This is a genomic window from Sphingomonas sp. ID0503 (assembly GCF_048565625.1).
Taxonomy (GTDB): Bacteria; Pseudomonadota; Alphaproteobacteria; order Sphingomonadales; family Sphingomonadaceae; genus JBLZUR01.
The window spans coordinates 707,852-722,982 of the sequence record NZ_JBLZUR010000002.1; the positions used below are offsets into that span (position 1 = coordinate 707,852).

The window sequence follows — 15,131 nt, forward strand, 5'->3', positions numbered from 1 at the left end:
TACCGACGTCGCCTTACGGAAGGATTTCGGCAAGTTGAGCCTGCATCTCCAGCATCGCCGGCAAAATCTCGTTCTCGACCCGCTCCGGCGTGGCGCGGGAGACGTGGAGGCCTACTGTAACGGCCGCTACCGTATCGCCCGCAAAGTTACGGACCGGCACTGCGACCGAGCGGGAATTCGACTCCAGCTCCTGGTCGATGAACGAGTAGCCCTGTTCCCGCACGCGATCGATCTCGGTCATCAGCGCCTTGACGGAGGTGAGCGTCCGCTCGGTCAGCGCCTGCCGGTCGCTCGCCTCGACCAGCTGCTTGGCCTGCGGCTTCGGCAGCGCGGCGAGAAGTACGCGGCCGAGGGAGGTGCAATAGGCGGGCAGGCGGCTGCCGGGATGAAGCCCGACACCCATGATCCGGTGATGCGAGGCGCGGGCAATATAGACCACCTCGGTCCCGTCCAGCACCGCCGCCGAGCAGCTTTCGCGCAGGCGGTCAGCCAGATGATCGAGTGACGGCCGGATCAGTTTCGGCAGCGAGGCGGCGAGATAGGAGTGACCGAGCTTCAGGATCTGCGGCGTCAGCTCGAAATAGCGGTCGTCGGTGGTGGCATAGCGACGCTCGACGAGGGTCAGCAGGCAGCGGCGCGCCGAGGCACGATCAAGCCCGCTCAGCCGTGCGACCTCGGCAATGGTCAGCCGGTTGCGGCCCTGGCCGAACGCCTCGATCACCATCAGGCCCTTGGCGAAGCCGCCCATGCGGTCCACGTCGCGCAGCACGCGCGTGGCCGGCTGCGTCGCTTCCGCCGTCACATCCTTGACGCTTACGCCCGCTACTCCGCTCGCCATCAACATCCCCCAATGTATTCTCGTGCGATTATTGCACGGTTATTTTCGAGTGTATAGCGCGGCGGGCGTTCACCGCGCCTGTCGGATCACGTCCGCGGCGCGCCAGGCAACAGCCATCACGGGCGCGTTGGTGTTGCCCGCCAGCATGAACGGGAACACCGAGGTATCGACGACGCGCAGGCCGTCCACGCCGCGGACGCGGAGCGCCGGGTCGACCACGGAGCCCTCGTCCTTGCCCATCCGGCATGTGCCGCAGGCGTGGTAATTGGCGTAACCGAACTGAAGATACGCCCGCTCGATATCGGCGGCGTCGGCGAACTGAGGACCGGGGCGGGTTTCCTCCTCGACGATGGTGTCGAGCGGCTTCTGCCGAACCCAGCGGCGGACATAGTCGAACATGGTGCTGACGATCGCCCGGTCCGACGGGTCGCTCTCATAGGAGGGCACGATGTCGGGCAGGGCGGCCGGATCGCGGGACGTGATCATCACGGACCCGCGCGCGTCCGGCCTGATCTTGTAGACGCAGAAGTTGAGGCCGCCATGGTCCTCCACGCGCAGCGGCACGGCGTTGTAGTTGAAGGTATAGGGGGACATCAGGATCTGGAGATCCGGGCGATCCTTGGACGGATCGGACTTGGCATATGCGGCCATGTCGTAGGCGCCGCCGGCCATCGCGCCCTTGCCGCTGAGATAATAGCGCGCGACGCTGCCGACCAGATTAGCGCCCCTGAACGCCCTATTCTGCGAGAGCGCGTCGGGAACCCTCCACTGGAAAACGATGCCGCGATGCTCGAACAGGTTCTGACCGACACCCGCATTGTCATGGACGACCGGAATGTCGAGCGAAGCGAGGTGAGCGGCCGCGCCGAGGCCCGATCGCTGCAGGATCGCCGGGCTGGCCAACGCACCCGCGCTGACGATGGTCTCGCGTGCGGTGTACGTCACGGGACTGCCGTCGCGGATCGCCGCGACGCCGGTGGCCCGCTTGCCTTCGAAGGTCACGCGGTCGATCGCGACGCCGGTCAGCACGGTGAGGTTCGGGCGCTTCATCGCCGGCCGCAGGAAGGCGGTAGCGGCGGACTGGCGCTTGCCCTTGTAGATGGTGCGGGGCGCGTAGCCGACCCGCTCGCGATCGGCGGGATCGTTGATGTCCTCCATGCGGGTGAGGCCCATCGCCTCGCCGGCGGCGAGTACGGCTTCCGTTAGCTTCGACCGATATTCGGGCAGGGTGATGCGGAGCGGCCCCTTGGCACCGCGCGTGGGGCCGGCCCCAAGCTCATGCGCCTCCATCGCCTCATAGGCCTCGCCGATCCTGGCCCAGCTCCAATCCTCGCTGGTGAGTTCGGCGAGGCGGTCGAAGTCGGGTTGGCTCCCGCGCACATAGACCATGCCGTTGACCGAGCTGGAGCCGCCGAGCGTGCGGCCCCGAGCCCAGCTTTCGGCGACGTTGTTCGACCCCGCTTCCGCCTTCGTCCAGAACGGCCAGATGAAGCGGAGGTTTGACATGACCTTGGCGAGGCCACGCGGCATGTGGATGAAGGGGTGGTTGTCCTTGCCCCCCGCTTCCAGCAGCAGCACGCGCGTGCTCGGGTCCTCGGTCAGGCGGTAGGCGAGCACGCAGCCTGCCGCGCCCGCACCGACGATGATGTAGTCGTAATCGGCCACGCTCACGCGTCCTTGCCGGCGAGGGCGGCAGGCCGGCCCTGCAGCAGGATCGTCTTGGCCTCCAGGAACGGTTTCAGACCTTCGACCCCGCCCTCTCGGCCGACACCCGATTGCTTGAAGCCGCCAAATGCGATCGTGAAGTCGAGGCGTATGCCGTTATGTCCGACTGTGCCGGAGCGAAGCTCGCGGGCCACCTGGTAGGCGCGCTGCGCATCGTTGGTGAAGACCGCGTTGTTGAGGCCGAACGCGCTGTCATTGGCGATGCGGACGGCGTCGGCCTCGTCGGCTGCCGGGATGACCGACAGGACGGGGCCGAACACCTCTTCCCGCGCGATCGCGGAGGCGGGATCGACCGCGCCGAAAACGGTCGGTTCTATGTAGAAGCCGCGCTCCAGATTGGCCGGACGGCCGCCGCCTGTGCCGAGGCGCGCGCCCGTGTCGCGGGCGCCGGCGATATAGCCTTCCACCCGCTCCCGCTGTCGCGCGGTGGCGAGCGGGCCCATGCGGGAGGCGGGATCGAAGGGATCGCCGACCGTGACCTTGCCGAAGGCGGCGCTGAGCGCGTCGAACATAGCGTCGTGGCGGTGCCGGGGCACGATCACGCGGGTCAGCGCGGCGCAGACCTGACCCGTCATATCCGGCGCACGCTTGGCGAGCGCGGTCGCCGCCGCCTCGATGTCGTAGTCGTCGAGGATGACGGCCGCCGACTTGCCCCCCAGTTCCATCGTATAGCGCGCCATGCGCCCGCCGAGGATGGAGGCGATCCGTCCGCCGGCTGCGCTGGATCCGGTGAAGCTGATCTTGTCGACACGCTCGTCCTTGACCATCGCCTCCCCCGCGACCCGATCGGCGGTGAACACGTTGAGCACGCCGGCGGGAAGGCCGATGCTCTCCGCAACTTCGGCGAGCAGCAGGGCGTGGCCGGGTGCCTCGGGCGAGGCCTTCAGGATGACGGTGCAGCCCGCCGCGAGCGCGGGCGCGACCTTCAGCGCGATCAGCATCGCAGGCGCGTTCCACGGCACGATCGCGCCGACCACGCCGACCGGCTCACGCACCAGCAAGCCGAGCTTGGCGTTCGCCGTGGTCCTGTGCTCCTCCACAAAGGGAAAGCTTTCGATGATGTCGGCATAGCTGCGATAGGTGAAGGAGATGCCCTTCGACATCGCCTCCGCCATGCCGAAGATGATGCCCATCTCGTTCGGCCAGATCTGCGCGAAGTCGGCGGCGCGGGCGTCTATACCCTCGGCCAGCTTGCGCAGCCAGGCGGCGCGCTCCTGCGGCGAGAGGCGCGGCCAGGGGCCGTTGTCGAAAGCGCCGCGCGCGGCGGCCACAGCTCGGGCAACGTCCGCCTCATCCGCCTCTGCCACGGTGACGTAGAGTTCCTCGGTCGCCGGGCTGATGACGTCGATGGTGCCGCTGCTGTTCGGCGCGACCCAGTCGCCGCCGATGAACAGCTTGTCGGGATGCGCGAGCGGCGCGGCGCGGAGGTTGGTGCTCATCGTTTCTCTTTCATGCAGCGGCGGTCTTCTCGCGATCGTACCGGGCGAGAAGATCCTGTTCGATAGGAATGGCGGCGTTCCGCGCGTCGATGTCGCGGAGCATTCGGTCGTGAAGGCCGAAGGACAAGGGCTGGCGGCGGGCCTGATCGGCCATGGCGCGGGCGAGTTCGGCCGCACGGTCGAGGAGGGAGTCGGTAGGAACGATCTCGTTGACCAAGCCCCAGCCAAGCGCGGTGTCCGCGTCTATGAACGCGCCGGTCAGCATCATCTGCCGCGCGCGGCGTACGCCGATCGCGCCGGTGAGCAGCGCGCCGCCGCCCCAGCGCGGGAACAGCCCCACCTTGCAATGCGTGTCGGCGAAGCGCGCGGCCGGGCTGGCGATCGCGAAGCTGCAGGAAAGGGCCATCTCGATTGCGCCGGTGACGCACGGGCCGTCCAGCGCCGCCACGATCGGCTTCGATAGCCGGCGGAGCGCCACGCCGGGGTTCGGCTCGACCGGCGGCGCGCCGGGGAGGCGATCTTTGAGGTCGACGCCAGCGCTGAATGTGCCGCCCGCGCCGGTCAGCACCAAGCCCTCGACGCCAGGGTCGGCATCCGCTCCGGCGAGGACCGCCGCGAAGTCGGCACGCATCGCGCGGGTCAGCGCATTGCGGGCATCCGGGCGATTCAGGATGATGAAGCGGACGCCTTCCCGATCCACCGTCACCATGGGGGCGGTAGAGCCGTCGAGAAGCGCGGCGAGGTCAGGCACGGGCTGCGACTTCCGCCATGTCCGGGATGGCGCAGGCCTCGACATACTCGCGCCGCAGACGTGCGACGAGGGTAGCGACATCGGGGATGTCGTCGATCAGGTCGATACCTTGGCCGGCGCTCCAGAGATTGCGCCAGGGGCGTATGCCTTTGGGCAGGTGATCGTAGCTGGGGGTGGGCGGAGGCAGCGCCTCGATTTCCAGCCCGTGCATCGCGAGCGACGGTTTCAGCCAGTTGGCGTGGACGCCCGAGACGCGCGGGGTGAACGACAGGTCGCCGGAGGTGCCCTCCACCAGCATCTCCTTGTACGCATCCGGCGCGCGGGACTCCTGGGTCGCGATGAAGCGGGTGCCAAGATAGACGAGGTCGGCACCGAGCACCTCCGCCGCGCGGATCGCGGCACCGTTCGAGACGCTGCCCGCGAAGACGATCGTGCCGTCCCACATGGCACGCACGCGCGGCAGGAAGGCGAGGGCGTTGAGTGTGCCGGAATGACCGCCCCCGCCGCTGCCGATGCAGACCAGCCCGTCGACACCCGCTGCGATCGCCTTTTCGGCGAAGCGGAGGCTGGTGACGTCGTGGAAGACGGTCCCGCCACGATCATGGATGGCGGCGGCGAGATCGGTCGGGTTGCCGAGCGCGGTGATGAAGTGGCGGACGCCGTTGGCGATGCAGAGGTCGAGGTCGGGCAGGATTTCCGCCAGCGGACGCTTGGCGGTGATATTGGCGGCGAGCGGGCCGATGATCGCATCCGGCTGCGCTTCCCGGAAGGCGTCGAGGTCGGCGCGGATCGTGGCGAGCCAGCCGGCGAACTCCTCGGTCGAGCGCGCGTTGTGCCGGGGCAGGCTGGCCATCAGCCCGGCCTTGCAGGCGGCGGTGACAAGCTCCGGCCCGGACACGATCATCATCGGCGCGCAGATCGCGGGCAGGACCAGCGAGGATCGGATTGCCGGATCGAGGCTCATGCACTCTCCTTCAAGTGGTGCGTTATTCGCTCCAGTGTTCATATATCGGACTTCTCGCTTGTCGTCCCCCCTGTCGTCAAGTAGGCCGGCGAAGAAGGGAGAGGCCATGAGCAACGCTGAGATCGCCAGCTATCGCGTCGAGGACGGGGTCGCCGTCCTCACCATTGACTCGCCGCCGGTGAACGCGCTCGGCCATGCCGTGCGGATCGCCTTGTGCGAAGGCGTGACGCGGGCGCTGGACGATCCCGAGGCCAAGGCACTGGTTCTGATCTGCGGCGGGCGGACCTTCTTTGCGGGCGCGGATGTGACGGAGATCGGTAAGCCGATCCTGCCGCCGCTGCTGGCGGACGTGATGGCCGCGTTCGAGGGTTCCACGAAGCCGATCGTCTCGGCGATGCATGGGACCGCGCTGGGCGGCGGGTTGGAACTGGCGCTCGCGGGCCATTATCGCGTGGCCGTCCCCTCGGCGGTCGTCGGCCTGCCGGAGGTGGCCCTGGGGCTGCTGCCCGGCGCAGGCGGCACGCAGCGCGTTCCCCGCCTGATCGGTGTCGCGGCGGCCGTGGAGATGATCGGCCTCGGTAAGCCGGTGAAGGCCGAGCAGGCGCTTCAGATCGGTCTAATCGACGCAATCGTGCCGGAGGGGGAGCTTGAAACTCGCGCCATCGGCTTCGCGCGCGATCTCGTGGCGAACGGCGCGCCGCTCCGTCGCGTGCGGGATCAGGCGCCGAACCTGACGCTTGAGGAAGCGCGTGTCGTGTTCGATCGGTTCCGCGCCGCGAACCCCGACCTGTTTTTCGGCCTGAAGGCAGCGGACGGCGTGCTGCAGGCGATTGAAGCGGCGATTACCCTGCCGTTCGAAGCGGGGCTCAATCGGGAGCGCGAGATTTCCCGTGCGCTGATCGCGGGTCCGGAGTCGGCGGCGCAGCGTCACCTGTTCTTCGCCGAGCGCGCGGCCGCGAAGCTGCCGGGCGCGGAGAAGGCGAAGGCGGGCGACGGGCGGGTGGCGATGCTGCCCGACACGGGCGATCGCGCGACCTACCTCGCGGCAATCGCCGAAGCGGACGGCGAGCTGATCCTGGCCACGCGGTTTCTTGACGCGTTCGACGATCTGGCGGGTGCCGCGGTCGATCCGTCCAAGCTCGTCGGGATGCGGACGGTCGAAGGCGTCACTGAGATCATCCTTGGACCGCAGACGAACGCGCAAGCCGCCTTGCAGGCGATGGCGATTACAAAGAAGCGCGGCGAGACCGCGATCTTCGTTTCTCCCGCGCCGGGCGGCGTGGTCCAGCGGCTATCGGAGAAGATCGCCGTCACGATCGCAGGTTTGCTGTCGAAGGGGGTGCCTGCCGGTGTGATCGCCGCGACAGGCCGCAACTTCGGCTTCCGCGATGCCTTGCTTCCGGACGGCAATGGCGAGCCTGATCCCGCGATCGAGCAGAGATTGATCTATCCCGTGCTCGCCGAGGCGATCGCGCTGCGCGGCGAGGGTGTGGCGAAGCGTTCGTCGGACATCGATGTCGCCATGGTCAAGGCGAAGCTCTGGCCGGTCTGGCGCGGTGGGCCGGCATTCATGGCCGACCGGATCGGGCCGGATGTGGTGCGTGCGGGTCTCACGGAACCTGCTCCGGCCTGACGATGCACGTCGGCATCGTCTCGGACATTCACGGGCAGGTGCGGGCGCTTGAGGCGGCGCTTGAGGCGATGGGGCCGATCGATCGTCTGATCTGCCTGGGCGACAGCATCCAGCAAGCCGCGTTCTCGAACGAAACCGTCGCGCTACTTCGTGCGATGGATGCGCTGACCATCCTCGGCAATCATGAGGAGGCGTTCTTCGCGGGAGCCGGGCGCACATCACCCAGCGTGGATGAGAAGCTGGCCGAGTGGCTCGCCACGCGCCCGACCGAGATCGCCTGTGAGATGGACGAGCGCCGCGTGCTGATCGTCCATTCGACGCCCTGGCCCTCGGCGCATGCCTATGTGCCGCCGGGTCATCGCGACTTTCACCGCTTCGAGGAAGCGGTGGCGGATGTCATCCTCTACGGTCATACGCATCAGCCGGTTGTGACACGGCTGGGTGAGAGGTTGATCGTCAATCCGGGCTCAACCGGAGAAGGCCGGCCTACGGATGCGGGTTTCGTGCGGAGTTGTGCCGTGCTCGACCTCGCGACGCTCTCGGCCGAGGTGATCGACCTCGACTGATCTCAGCGGCCGGTGAACTTCGCCGCCCGCTTCTCCACCCAGGCCTTGAATGCCTCGGTGCGATCAGCTGTCTGCAGCAGGCGGATGTGGCGTTCGGCCTCGATCGTGATGAAGCTTCGCAAGTCGGTACGCTCCGCCTCGACGAAGTTCGCCTTCATCGCGGTGAGCGCGAGGGGGGCGGCGCCTGCAAGCCGTGCGGTGTAGCGGGCCAGCTCTTCCTCGAAGGTCTCGCCGGGCCAGACCCGTTGGAGCAGGCCGATGCGCAGCGCCTCGTCCGAGCCGATCTTGCGGGGGAAGAACATCAGGTCGCGGGCAAGGCCCGGGCCGATCAGCCGGGGCAGCGACCAGGGCACGCCCATGTCGCCCGCGACACCGACGTCCAGGAAGGCGGAATTGATCCGCACGTCATCGTCGCCGACCCGCAGGTCGCAGGCCGCCGCATAGCCGAGCCCGGCACCGGCGCAGGCACCCCGGATCGCGGCGATGGTCACCTGCGGCATTTCATGCAGCAGGACGCTGACCTGATAAGCGTCGAAGTCGGGTGTGGGCGGCGGGGTTTCGTCAGGCGTGCTCTGCGCCTTGATGTCGGCACCGGGACAGAAGTCCCGGCCGATGCCGCGAAAGACGAGAACGCGAATGTTCTTGTTCGCCGCGACTTCACGCAGCTTGGCGTGGATCTCGGCACCCATGCCGCGCACCAGTCCGTTGCGCGCCTCCGGGCGGTTGATCGCAACGGTGGCGATCGCGCCGTCAATCGTGAGGAGGATGCGGTCCGCGCTCACTCGCCCGTCCAGGGCAGGAAGCGGGGCGGGCGCTTCTCCATGAAGGCGCGCGCGCCCTCGCCGATGTCAGGGTGCTTCAATCCTGCCAGAGCGCGCGCGAAGGAGTCCTCGACGGCGGCGCGGAAACCGAGATCGAGATGACCGTAGACCTGCTGCTTGATCATCGCGAGGGCGCGCGGCGAGACCCGCGCCTTCAGGTCGGCGACATAGGCCTTGACCGCGTTCAGCTCGGTCCCGGCGGGAACGACATGCTCGACAAGGCCGATCTCCTGCGCCTCGGTCGCGCTGATCTTGGCGGAGGTCCACATGAAGTCGAGCGCGCGGGCGGTGCCGATGCGACGGGGGAGCAGCCAACTGGTGCCATGCTCCGCCGGCAGGCCGCGATTGCTGAAACCGGCGGTCAGGCTCGCGTTTTCGGACGCGAAGCGCAGGTCGCACATCATCGCCAGCACGAAGCCGCCCACCGCCGCCACGCCGTTCAGCGCGCATACGACCGGCTTCGAACAGGCGAGCAGGTGCACGAAGAGGCCGGGGATCTCGCCCTCCGGGAACTGCCGTGCCGAGGAGCCGCCCGACTCCGCCGCTGCGGCGAGCAGCGAGATGTCGAGGCCGGAGCAGAACGCACGGCCAGCACCGGTGATGGCGATCGCGAAGACCTCCGGATCATTCTCGGCCGCGTCGGTCAGCCGGCGCAGCTCGTCGATCATCTCGCGGGTCAGCGCGTTCAGCACCTCCGGCCGATCGAGCGTCAGGATGAGGAGGCCGTCCTCGATCCGCGCGTCGAGCCCGGCGGCATTGCTGGAAAGCGCGCTCACCGCACCTTCTCAAGGAAAGCGGGCGCTTCCTTGTACTTGTCGCGCAGCAGCACCTTGTTGATCTTGGTGGAGGCCAGGCGCGGCAGCGGCTCCCGCTCCAACGCGACGTAGCGCGGCACCTTGTAGCTGGCGAGCGCGGCGCGGCAATGGGCGACGATCGCCTTGGGATCGAGCCGGTCGATATCGCCGTGGATGACTGCGAGCGGTGTCTCTCCGAACTCGGCGTCGGGCGCGGCGATCACGACCACCTCCTCGACACCGTCGATTTCGGCGATGGCACCCTCCACCTCCATCGCGGAGATGTTGAGGCCGCCGGAGATGATGATGTCCTTGATCCGGTCGATGAAGGTCAAATTGCCGTCCGCGTCCATGACGCCGCGGTCGCCGGTGTGCAGCCAGCCGTCCTGATAGGTCTTGGCGGTCTGTTCGGGATCGTTCCAGTATCCGGCGGTAAGCCCCGCGCTGCGGATCAGGATCTCGCCCGCTTCCCCCGGTGCCGCGATCGATCCGTCCGGCAGCATGACGCGATAGTCGCTGAACATCGCGCCGGGGCCGCATTTCTCCGGTTCGCTCACCGCCGTGCGGTCGCGCGCGGCCCAGGCGCCACCGGCTTCGGTGCAGCCATAGGCGGGGCGGAGGACAAGGCCCTTTTCGCGATATTGTGCGAGGAGGCCGGGGTTGACGCGCGCGCCGCTGATCTGCGCGAACTTGATCGTCGACAGGTCGGCTGCCGCGAACTCCGGCAAAGCGGCGATCCGCTCCCAGAAGATCACCGAGGCGAGGAAGGTGGTGATCTTCTTCTCCTGCAACAGGCGGAGTGCGATCTCGGGCGTGAACTTGTTCTGGGCGTAGATCGTGGCACCGGTCGACAGGAACTGCATCAGCAGCAGCGTGCCGGATGACGAGCTGTATGGCCCGGCCGCCAGGATGCTGCCGCCGTTTCCGGTTGCCGGTTCCATCATCGCGAACTCGGCCGCGTAGGTCATCGTGGAGCCGTGGGTGTAGACCACGCCCTTGGGGAAGCCCGTCGATCCGCTCGTGCCAATGATGAACAGCGGGTCGTTCGCATCCGGCTCATAGACGGCCGGCGGCTCCGGCGCGTCACGAAGCGGGCGGATGATGTCGAGGGAGTGGAGCTTGTGCTGCTCGCCCTCGCCCAGCGCCTCGATCACGCAGTCCTGCCGCTCGGCATCGCAGAAGAGCAGCGTCGGCGTCAGCAGGTCGAGCGAGCGGCGCAGGTCGCGCGCGCTCGCGCGGAAGGTGAGAGGGGCGTTGATCCCGCCGGCCAGCATGATGCCGATGATCAGCACCGCATAGTCGAGCGAGTTGGCGGCGACCGTCGAGACGCGATCGCCGGGCTTCACGCCCTGTTCGGTCAGCCATGCGGCGACGCGCGCACCCCAGGCGTAAAGCTCGGCATAGGTGACCGGCTCGCCCTCGTAATCCAGCGCGACACGGTCGGGCCGGTCCCAGGCCCACCATCTAAATGCCCGGCTGACCGTGAAAGCCATTTCGTCTCGTTCCCGATCTAAGGGTTAAAGCGTCTCTTCGCTGCCGAGCAGCGCGGTGCTGCTCATCAGGTCGCCGGGGCCGCCGGTGACCAGCGACAGCTTCGCATCCGGCACCTGGTTGGTGGAGGTGCCGCGGATCTGGCGCACCGCCTCCGGGATCAGGCCCATGCCGTGGATGAAGCCTTCGCCGAGATCGCCGCCCGATGTGTTGATGGGCAGCTTGCCGGCGGGCGCGGTCAAGTTCTCGAAGGTGCAGAACGCGCCCGCTTCCTCCATCTTGAAGAAGCCGTGGTCGATCATCGCGCCGATGCCCATGGAGTTCATGTTCATGTAGACCTGCGCCACGTCGACGTCCTTCGGCCCGTAGCCGGACTCGCGCCACAGGCGATCGGCAAGCTCGACCTGGCCGGCGGTCGAGTAATACGGACGCCAGTTCTCCTCCAAGGCCCCGCCGCCCTCCATCGTGCCCATCGGGGCGGAGAGGATGTAGGCGGGCTTCTGCTTGAGGTCCTTCGCGCGTTCCGCCGACATGACGAGCACGCAGGCGGCACCGTCGTTCTCGCGCGAGCAGTCGAAGAGGCGATACGGCTCGGAGATCATCCGGGCGTGCTCGTACACCTCTTCGTTCATCTCGATATTGCGGCCATAGGCGCGGGGGTTGTTGGCCGCGTGATAGTAGCTCGCTTTCACGGTCGCGTAGAACGCCGACTGCGGAACGCCGTGATATTCCATCATCCGCTGCGCACGCAGAGCGAGGATCTGGGCGGGCGAATCGAGGCCGTTGACCAGATACTGGGCGGAGGTGTCGTTCTGCGCGACGATGACACGCAGCCGCTGGCTGCTGCTTTCCGCCATCGACCGGTAGACCGCGACGATGTCCGCCTGACCCGACATGATCGCCATCGACGCGATGTTGAGCGTCGCCGGCAGCGCGCCGCCGTGGAACCACACCAGCGAGGCGAAACTGCATTCGCGGGTGCCGAGCGCCGGCATCAGCTTGGCGGGATCGCTGCGCTCGGAAGCGTAGGAGATGAAGCCGTCGATGTCGCGCACGTCGATGCCCGCATCATCCGCCGCCTGCGTGATCGCGCGGATCGCGAGCTTCAGCTCCGGCTCGGGCGAGGTGCCGCGCTTGTAATAGGGGGTCTGCCCGATCCCGACGATCGCGGCCGCGCCACGCATCTTGCTCACTTGCCGTCTCTCCCTTGATTGCGTCGCTTCAGTCCAGGCTGCCTCGCTTCAGAGGTCCAGTTCCCAGACGATCGATGGATAGTTCTTGGTCTTCGGGCTGGGCGGCAGGATGCGACCCCTGACCGGTGCTCCGATCGCGAGCCCTTCTTCCGGTCCGGCGAGCACGCCCATGACGCGGATATTGCCGGCTTCCGGGATCTCGGCGACGACGGACACGTACGGGACGTCATCCTTGCGCTCCAGAACGCGGTCGAAGGCATAGCGGCTGCGCGTGTAGGTGAAGATCTTGCCCTTCGGCTCCATCTCGACCCACTCCATCTCCCAGCAGCCACAATGGCCGCAGCGGAAATGCGCGGGCCAGGTCCAGGTTTTGCAGTCCGAGCAGCGCGAAAGCTGGAACTTGCCGTCCTCCAGGCCGCGCCAATACTCGTCATCGGCCTCGATTGCCCCGGTGATCTTGTGCTGCTCGAAGCTGTACGCCATCGGCTTCCCCTCGCTTGCTAGTCGGCTACGAAGCCGCTCGCACCGTTGTGCGAATATGTAACATCCGTTCGATCTACGATACGATCGTCGTTTTGACAATCCCGATTTCTGCGCATCAGTCCAGCCTTGACAGCGCCAGCTGCACTGCCGATTGATCGAATAACGACGGTACGCGCTATATTCGAACATCAGCGTGAAAAGGGGAGGTGATGATCGAGACCTGGCGAGACGCGATCGATCTTGAGGCGCTCGGCCGCTGGATGGATGGCAAGGGGCTCGGCTCCGGCGCGATCGAGAACCCCCGGCTGCTGGCGGGCGGCACCCAGAACCTGATCCTGATGTTTGAGCGCGCGGATCGCCGCTACGTTCTGCGCCGCCCTTCCGCCCATCCACGCCCGGCCGCGAACGAGACGATCCGGCGCGAGATCCGCGTGCTCGGCGCGCTGGCGGACACGGACGTGCCGCATCCCCGCCTGATCGCCTCCAGCCCCGAAGAGGAGGCACTGGGCGCCGCCTTCTACCTCATGGAGCCGATCGACGGCTTCAACGTGACGGTCGGTATGCCCGCGCTTCACGCCGCCGACCCCGCGATCCGGCGCGACATGGGGTTTGCGCTGGTGGACGGCATCGCGCGGCTCGGCAGGGTCGATCATGTCGCTGTCGGCCTGGCCGATTTCGGCCGGACCGAGGGTTATCTGGAACGGCAGGTCGGCCGCTGGCGCAAGCAACTGGAGGGCTATTCGGAACATGCCGGCTGGCCCGGGCAGCAGGTCCTGCCCGGCGTGGTGAAGGTCGGCGCCTGGCTGGAGGCGAACCGCCCCGCGACGTTCGCGCCCGGCATTCTCCACGGCGACTACCACCTGGCCAATGTCATGTACCGGAACGACGGGCCCGGCCTTGCTGCGATCGTCGATTGGGAGCTGGCGACGATTGGCGATCCGCTGATCGATCTCGGCTGGGTGCTGACCACCTGGCCGCGGGCGGGCGATCCGACGTCGATGAAGATCGAACCCTGGGACGGCTTTCCGACTGCGGACGAATTGCTCGCCTATTATCGCGAGCGTAGCGAACGCGATCTGTCGGCTATCGACTGGTACGTTGTGCTCGCCTGCTACAAGCTCGCGATCCTTCTGGAAGGGACCAGCGCCCGCGCGCTCGCCGGCAAGGCCGATCAGGCGACCGGCGCGCGCTTCCACGCACGCTCTGTCGCGCTGTTCGAGCGCGCGCTGACGCTGATCTGAGGAGGGCGGCATGATCGATTTATTCGACCTGTCCGGCAAAGTCGCGCTGATCACCGGCGGCTCGCGCGGGCTCGGCCTCGAAATGGCGCTCGCTTTCGCCGACGCCGGCGCGGACGTGATCGTCGCCAGCCGCAAGATCGAAGCCTGCGAGGAAGCGGCCGAGAAGATCCGCGCCAAGGGCCGCCGTGCGCTGGCGCTGTCGGTCCACGCCGGCAAGTGGGAGGAGGTCGATCGGCTGGTGGAGGACGCCTATGCCGCCTTCGGCCGGGTGGACATCCTGGTCAACAATGCCGGCATGGGTCCGATGCAGCCCTCGCATGAGGTGACCGAAGACCTGTTCGACAAGGTGGTCGCGCTCAACTTCAAGGGGCCGTTCCGGCTCGCCGCCCTGATCGGCCAGCGCATGGCCGAGGGGGAGGGGGGCAGCATCATCAACATTTCCTCGGGTGCGTCGTGGAAGGCAATGCCGCGCGTCATACCCTATGCCGGGGCCAAGGCGGCGCTGAACGCGATGACGATCAGCCTGGCGCAGGAATACGGCCCCAAGGTGCGCGTGAACGCCATCGCGGCCGGCCCATTTCTCACCGACATCGCCGCTGCCTGGACGGACACGCAGCGGGAGAGCGCACCCAATGCCGTCGGTAGGCCGGGCCGGCCGGATGAGATCGTGACCAGCGCGCTCTATTTGGCCAGCCCGAATTCCAGCTTCGTCAGCGGCGTGATCCTGCGCTGTGACGGAGGGCTGCGCGGATGAGCGCGGTTCCGGACGACGGCCGGCATTGGGAGCAGGTCACCGGCTGCGGCGCGTTCGCCGATCACGTCGGTCCGCTCTACATGACGCTGGACGCGCTCGACGCCGGTGAGGCGGTCCGCTTCGGCTTCCGCGTGGCGGATCATCACTGCAACCCGCGCCCGATCTGCCATGGCGGGATGCTCTCCACCTTCGCCGACATCGCGCTCGCGCGTGGTATCCGCGTAGTCAGCGATATCCCGGCGCCGCTGCCGACCATCACCATGTCGCTCGACTATCTGGCGCCGGCGCCGCTGGGTGCGTGGGTCGATGCACGGGTGTCCGTCACGCGTATCGGCGGCGGAACCTGTTTCGCGCAGGCGCTGATGTACGCAGGCGAAACCCCGGTCCTGCGCGCGAGCGGGGTCTACAAGCGGATGAAGCCCGCAACATAGCGGCGGC

General features: G+C 67.5%; 15 protein-coding genes. 5 read left to right on the plus strand and 10 right to left on the minus strand.

The genetic code is table 11. From position 1 onward, the window contains the following. Positions 1 to 13 precede the first annotated feature (13 nt). From ACM608_RS04425 to ACM608_RS04445, 5 genes are all read right to left on the minus strand, one after another. Complete coding sequence (locus ACM608_RS04425; protein ID WP_419682052.1) at positions 14 to 838, minus strand: IclR family transcriptional regulator domain-containing protein; 825 nt, start codon at positions 836 to 838, stop codon at positions 14 to 16. Positions 839 to 907: 69 nt separating this feature from the next. Continuing rightward, positions 908 to 2,503 (minus strand): GMC family oxidoreductase, encoded by a 1,596-nt coding sequence (locus ACM608_RS04430; RefSeq protein ID WP_419682053.1) that lies wholly within the window; start codon positions 2,501 to 2,503, stop codon positions 908 to 910. Between the two features lie 2 nt (positions 2,504 to 2,505). Next, positions 2,506 to 4,002: an aldehyde dehydrogenase gene (locus ACM608_RS04435; protein WP_419682054.1), complete on the minus strand. Its 1,497-nt coding sequence runs from the start codon at positions 4,000 to 4,002 to the stop codon at positions 2,506 to 2,508. 10 nt (positions 4,003 to 4,012) lie between these two features. Next, complete coding sequence (locus ACM608_RS04440; RefSeq protein ID WP_419682055.1) at positions 4,013 to 4,753, minus strand: enoyl-CoA hydratase-related protein; 741 nt, start codon at positions 4,751 to 4,753, stop codon at positions 4,013 to 4,015. Then, positions 4,746 to 5,717: an NAD(P)H-dependent flavin oxidoreductase gene (locus ACM608_RS04445; protein ID WP_419682056.1), complete on the minus strand. Its 972-nt coding sequence runs from the start codon at positions 5,715 to 5,717 to the stop codon at positions 4,746 to 4,748. Before ACM608_RS04445 ends, ACM608_RS04440 begins: the two co-directional genes overlap by 8 nt. A 106-nt stretch (positions 5,718 to 5,823) precedes the next feature. On the opposite strand from ACM608_RS04445, the gene ACM608_RS04450 reads away from it, so the two are divergent. Next, positions 5,824 to 7,350, plus strand: coding sequence for an enoyl-CoA hydratase-related protein (locus ACM608_RS04450; protein WP_419682057.1), 1,527 nt, complete (start codon positions 5,824 to 5,826; stop codon positions 7,348 to 7,350). A 2-nt stretch (positions 7,351 to 7,352) separates the two neighbouring features. Further along, complete coding sequence (locus ACM608_RS04455) at positions 7,353 to 7,916, plus strand: metallophosphoesterase family protein (RefSeq protein WP_419682058.1); 564 nt, start codon at positions 7,353 to 7,355, stop codon at positions 7,914 to 7,916. Between the two features lie 2 nt (positions 7,917 to 7,918). Here ACM608_RS04455 and ACM608_RS04460 read toward each other — a convergent pair whose 3' ends face one another. From ACM608_RS04460 to ACM608_RS04480, 5 genes are read right to left on the minus strand one after another with little or no spacing between them, the layout of a single operon-like run. Beyond that, the gene (locus tag ACM608_RS04460; protein WP_419682059.1) at positions 7,919 to 8,698 is read right to left on the minus strand and encodes an enoyl-CoA hydratase/isomerase family protein; all 780 of its coding nucleotides are present in this window, start codon (positions 8,696 to 8,698) and stop codon (positions 7,919 to 7,921) included. Then, positions 8,695 to 9,513: an enoyl-CoA hydratase/isomerase family protein gene (locus ACM608_RS04465; RefSeq protein WP_419682060.1), complete on the minus strand. Its 819-nt coding sequence runs from the start codon at positions 9,511 to 9,513 to the stop codon at positions 8,695 to 8,697. The genes ACM608_RS04460 and ACM608_RS04465 overlap by 4 nt, the downstream gene beginning before the upstream one ends. Continuing rightward, the gene (locus ACM608_RS04470; RefSeq protein ID WP_419682061.1) at positions 9,510 to 11,024 is read right to left on the minus strand and encodes a class I adenylate-forming enzyme family protein; all 1,515 of its coding nucleotides are present in this window, start codon (positions 11,022 to 11,024) and stop codon (positions 9,510 to 9,512) included. The genes ACM608_RS04465 and ACM608_RS04470 overlap by 4 nt, the downstream gene beginning before the upstream one ends. Positions 11,025 to 11,048: 24 nt before the next feature. Further along, complete coding sequence (locus tag ACM608_RS04475) at positions 11,049 to 12,206, minus strand: thiolase C-terminal domain-containing protein (protein ID WP_419685094.1); 1,158 nt, start codon at positions 12,204 to 12,206, stop codon at positions 11,049 to 11,051. Positions 12,207 to 12,263: 57 nt separating this feature from the next. Continuing rightward, a complete protein-coding gene (locus ACM608_RS04480) occupies positions 12,264 to 12,698 on the minus strand; it encodes a Zn-ribbon domain-containing OB-fold protein (protein ID WP_419682062.1) in 435 nt (144 codons plus the stop codon). Positions 12,699 to 12,907: 209 nt separating this feature from the next. Between ACM608_RS04480 and ACM608_RS04485 the strand changes: the two genes are divergently transcribed. From ACM608_RS04485 to ACM608_RS04495, 3 genes are read left to right on the plus strand one after another with little or no spacing between them, the layout of a single operon-like run. Then, on the plus strand, positions 12,908 to 13,939 hold the full coding sequence (locus tag ACM608_RS04485) for a phosphotransferase family protein (protein ID WP_419682063.1): 1,032 nt from the start codon (positions 12,908 to 12,910) through the stop codon (positions 13,937 to 13,939). Positions 13,940 to 13,949: 10 nt separating this feature from the next. Beyond that, the gene (locus ACM608_RS04490) at positions 13,950 to 14,693 is read left to right on the plus strand and encodes an SDR family NAD(P)-dependent oxidoreductase (RefSeq protein WP_419682064.1); all 744 of its coding nucleotides are present in this window, start codon (positions 13,950 to 13,952) and stop codon (positions 14,691 to 14,693) included. Then, entirely contained in the window at positions 14,690 to 15,124 is a 435-nt protein-coding gene (locus tag ACM608_RS04495) for a PaaI family thioesterase (RefSeq protein ID WP_419682065.1), read from the plus strand. Before ACM608_RS04490 ends, ACM608_RS04495 begins: the two co-directional genes overlap by 4 nt. Positions 15,125 to 15,131: the final 7 nt, after the last annotated feature.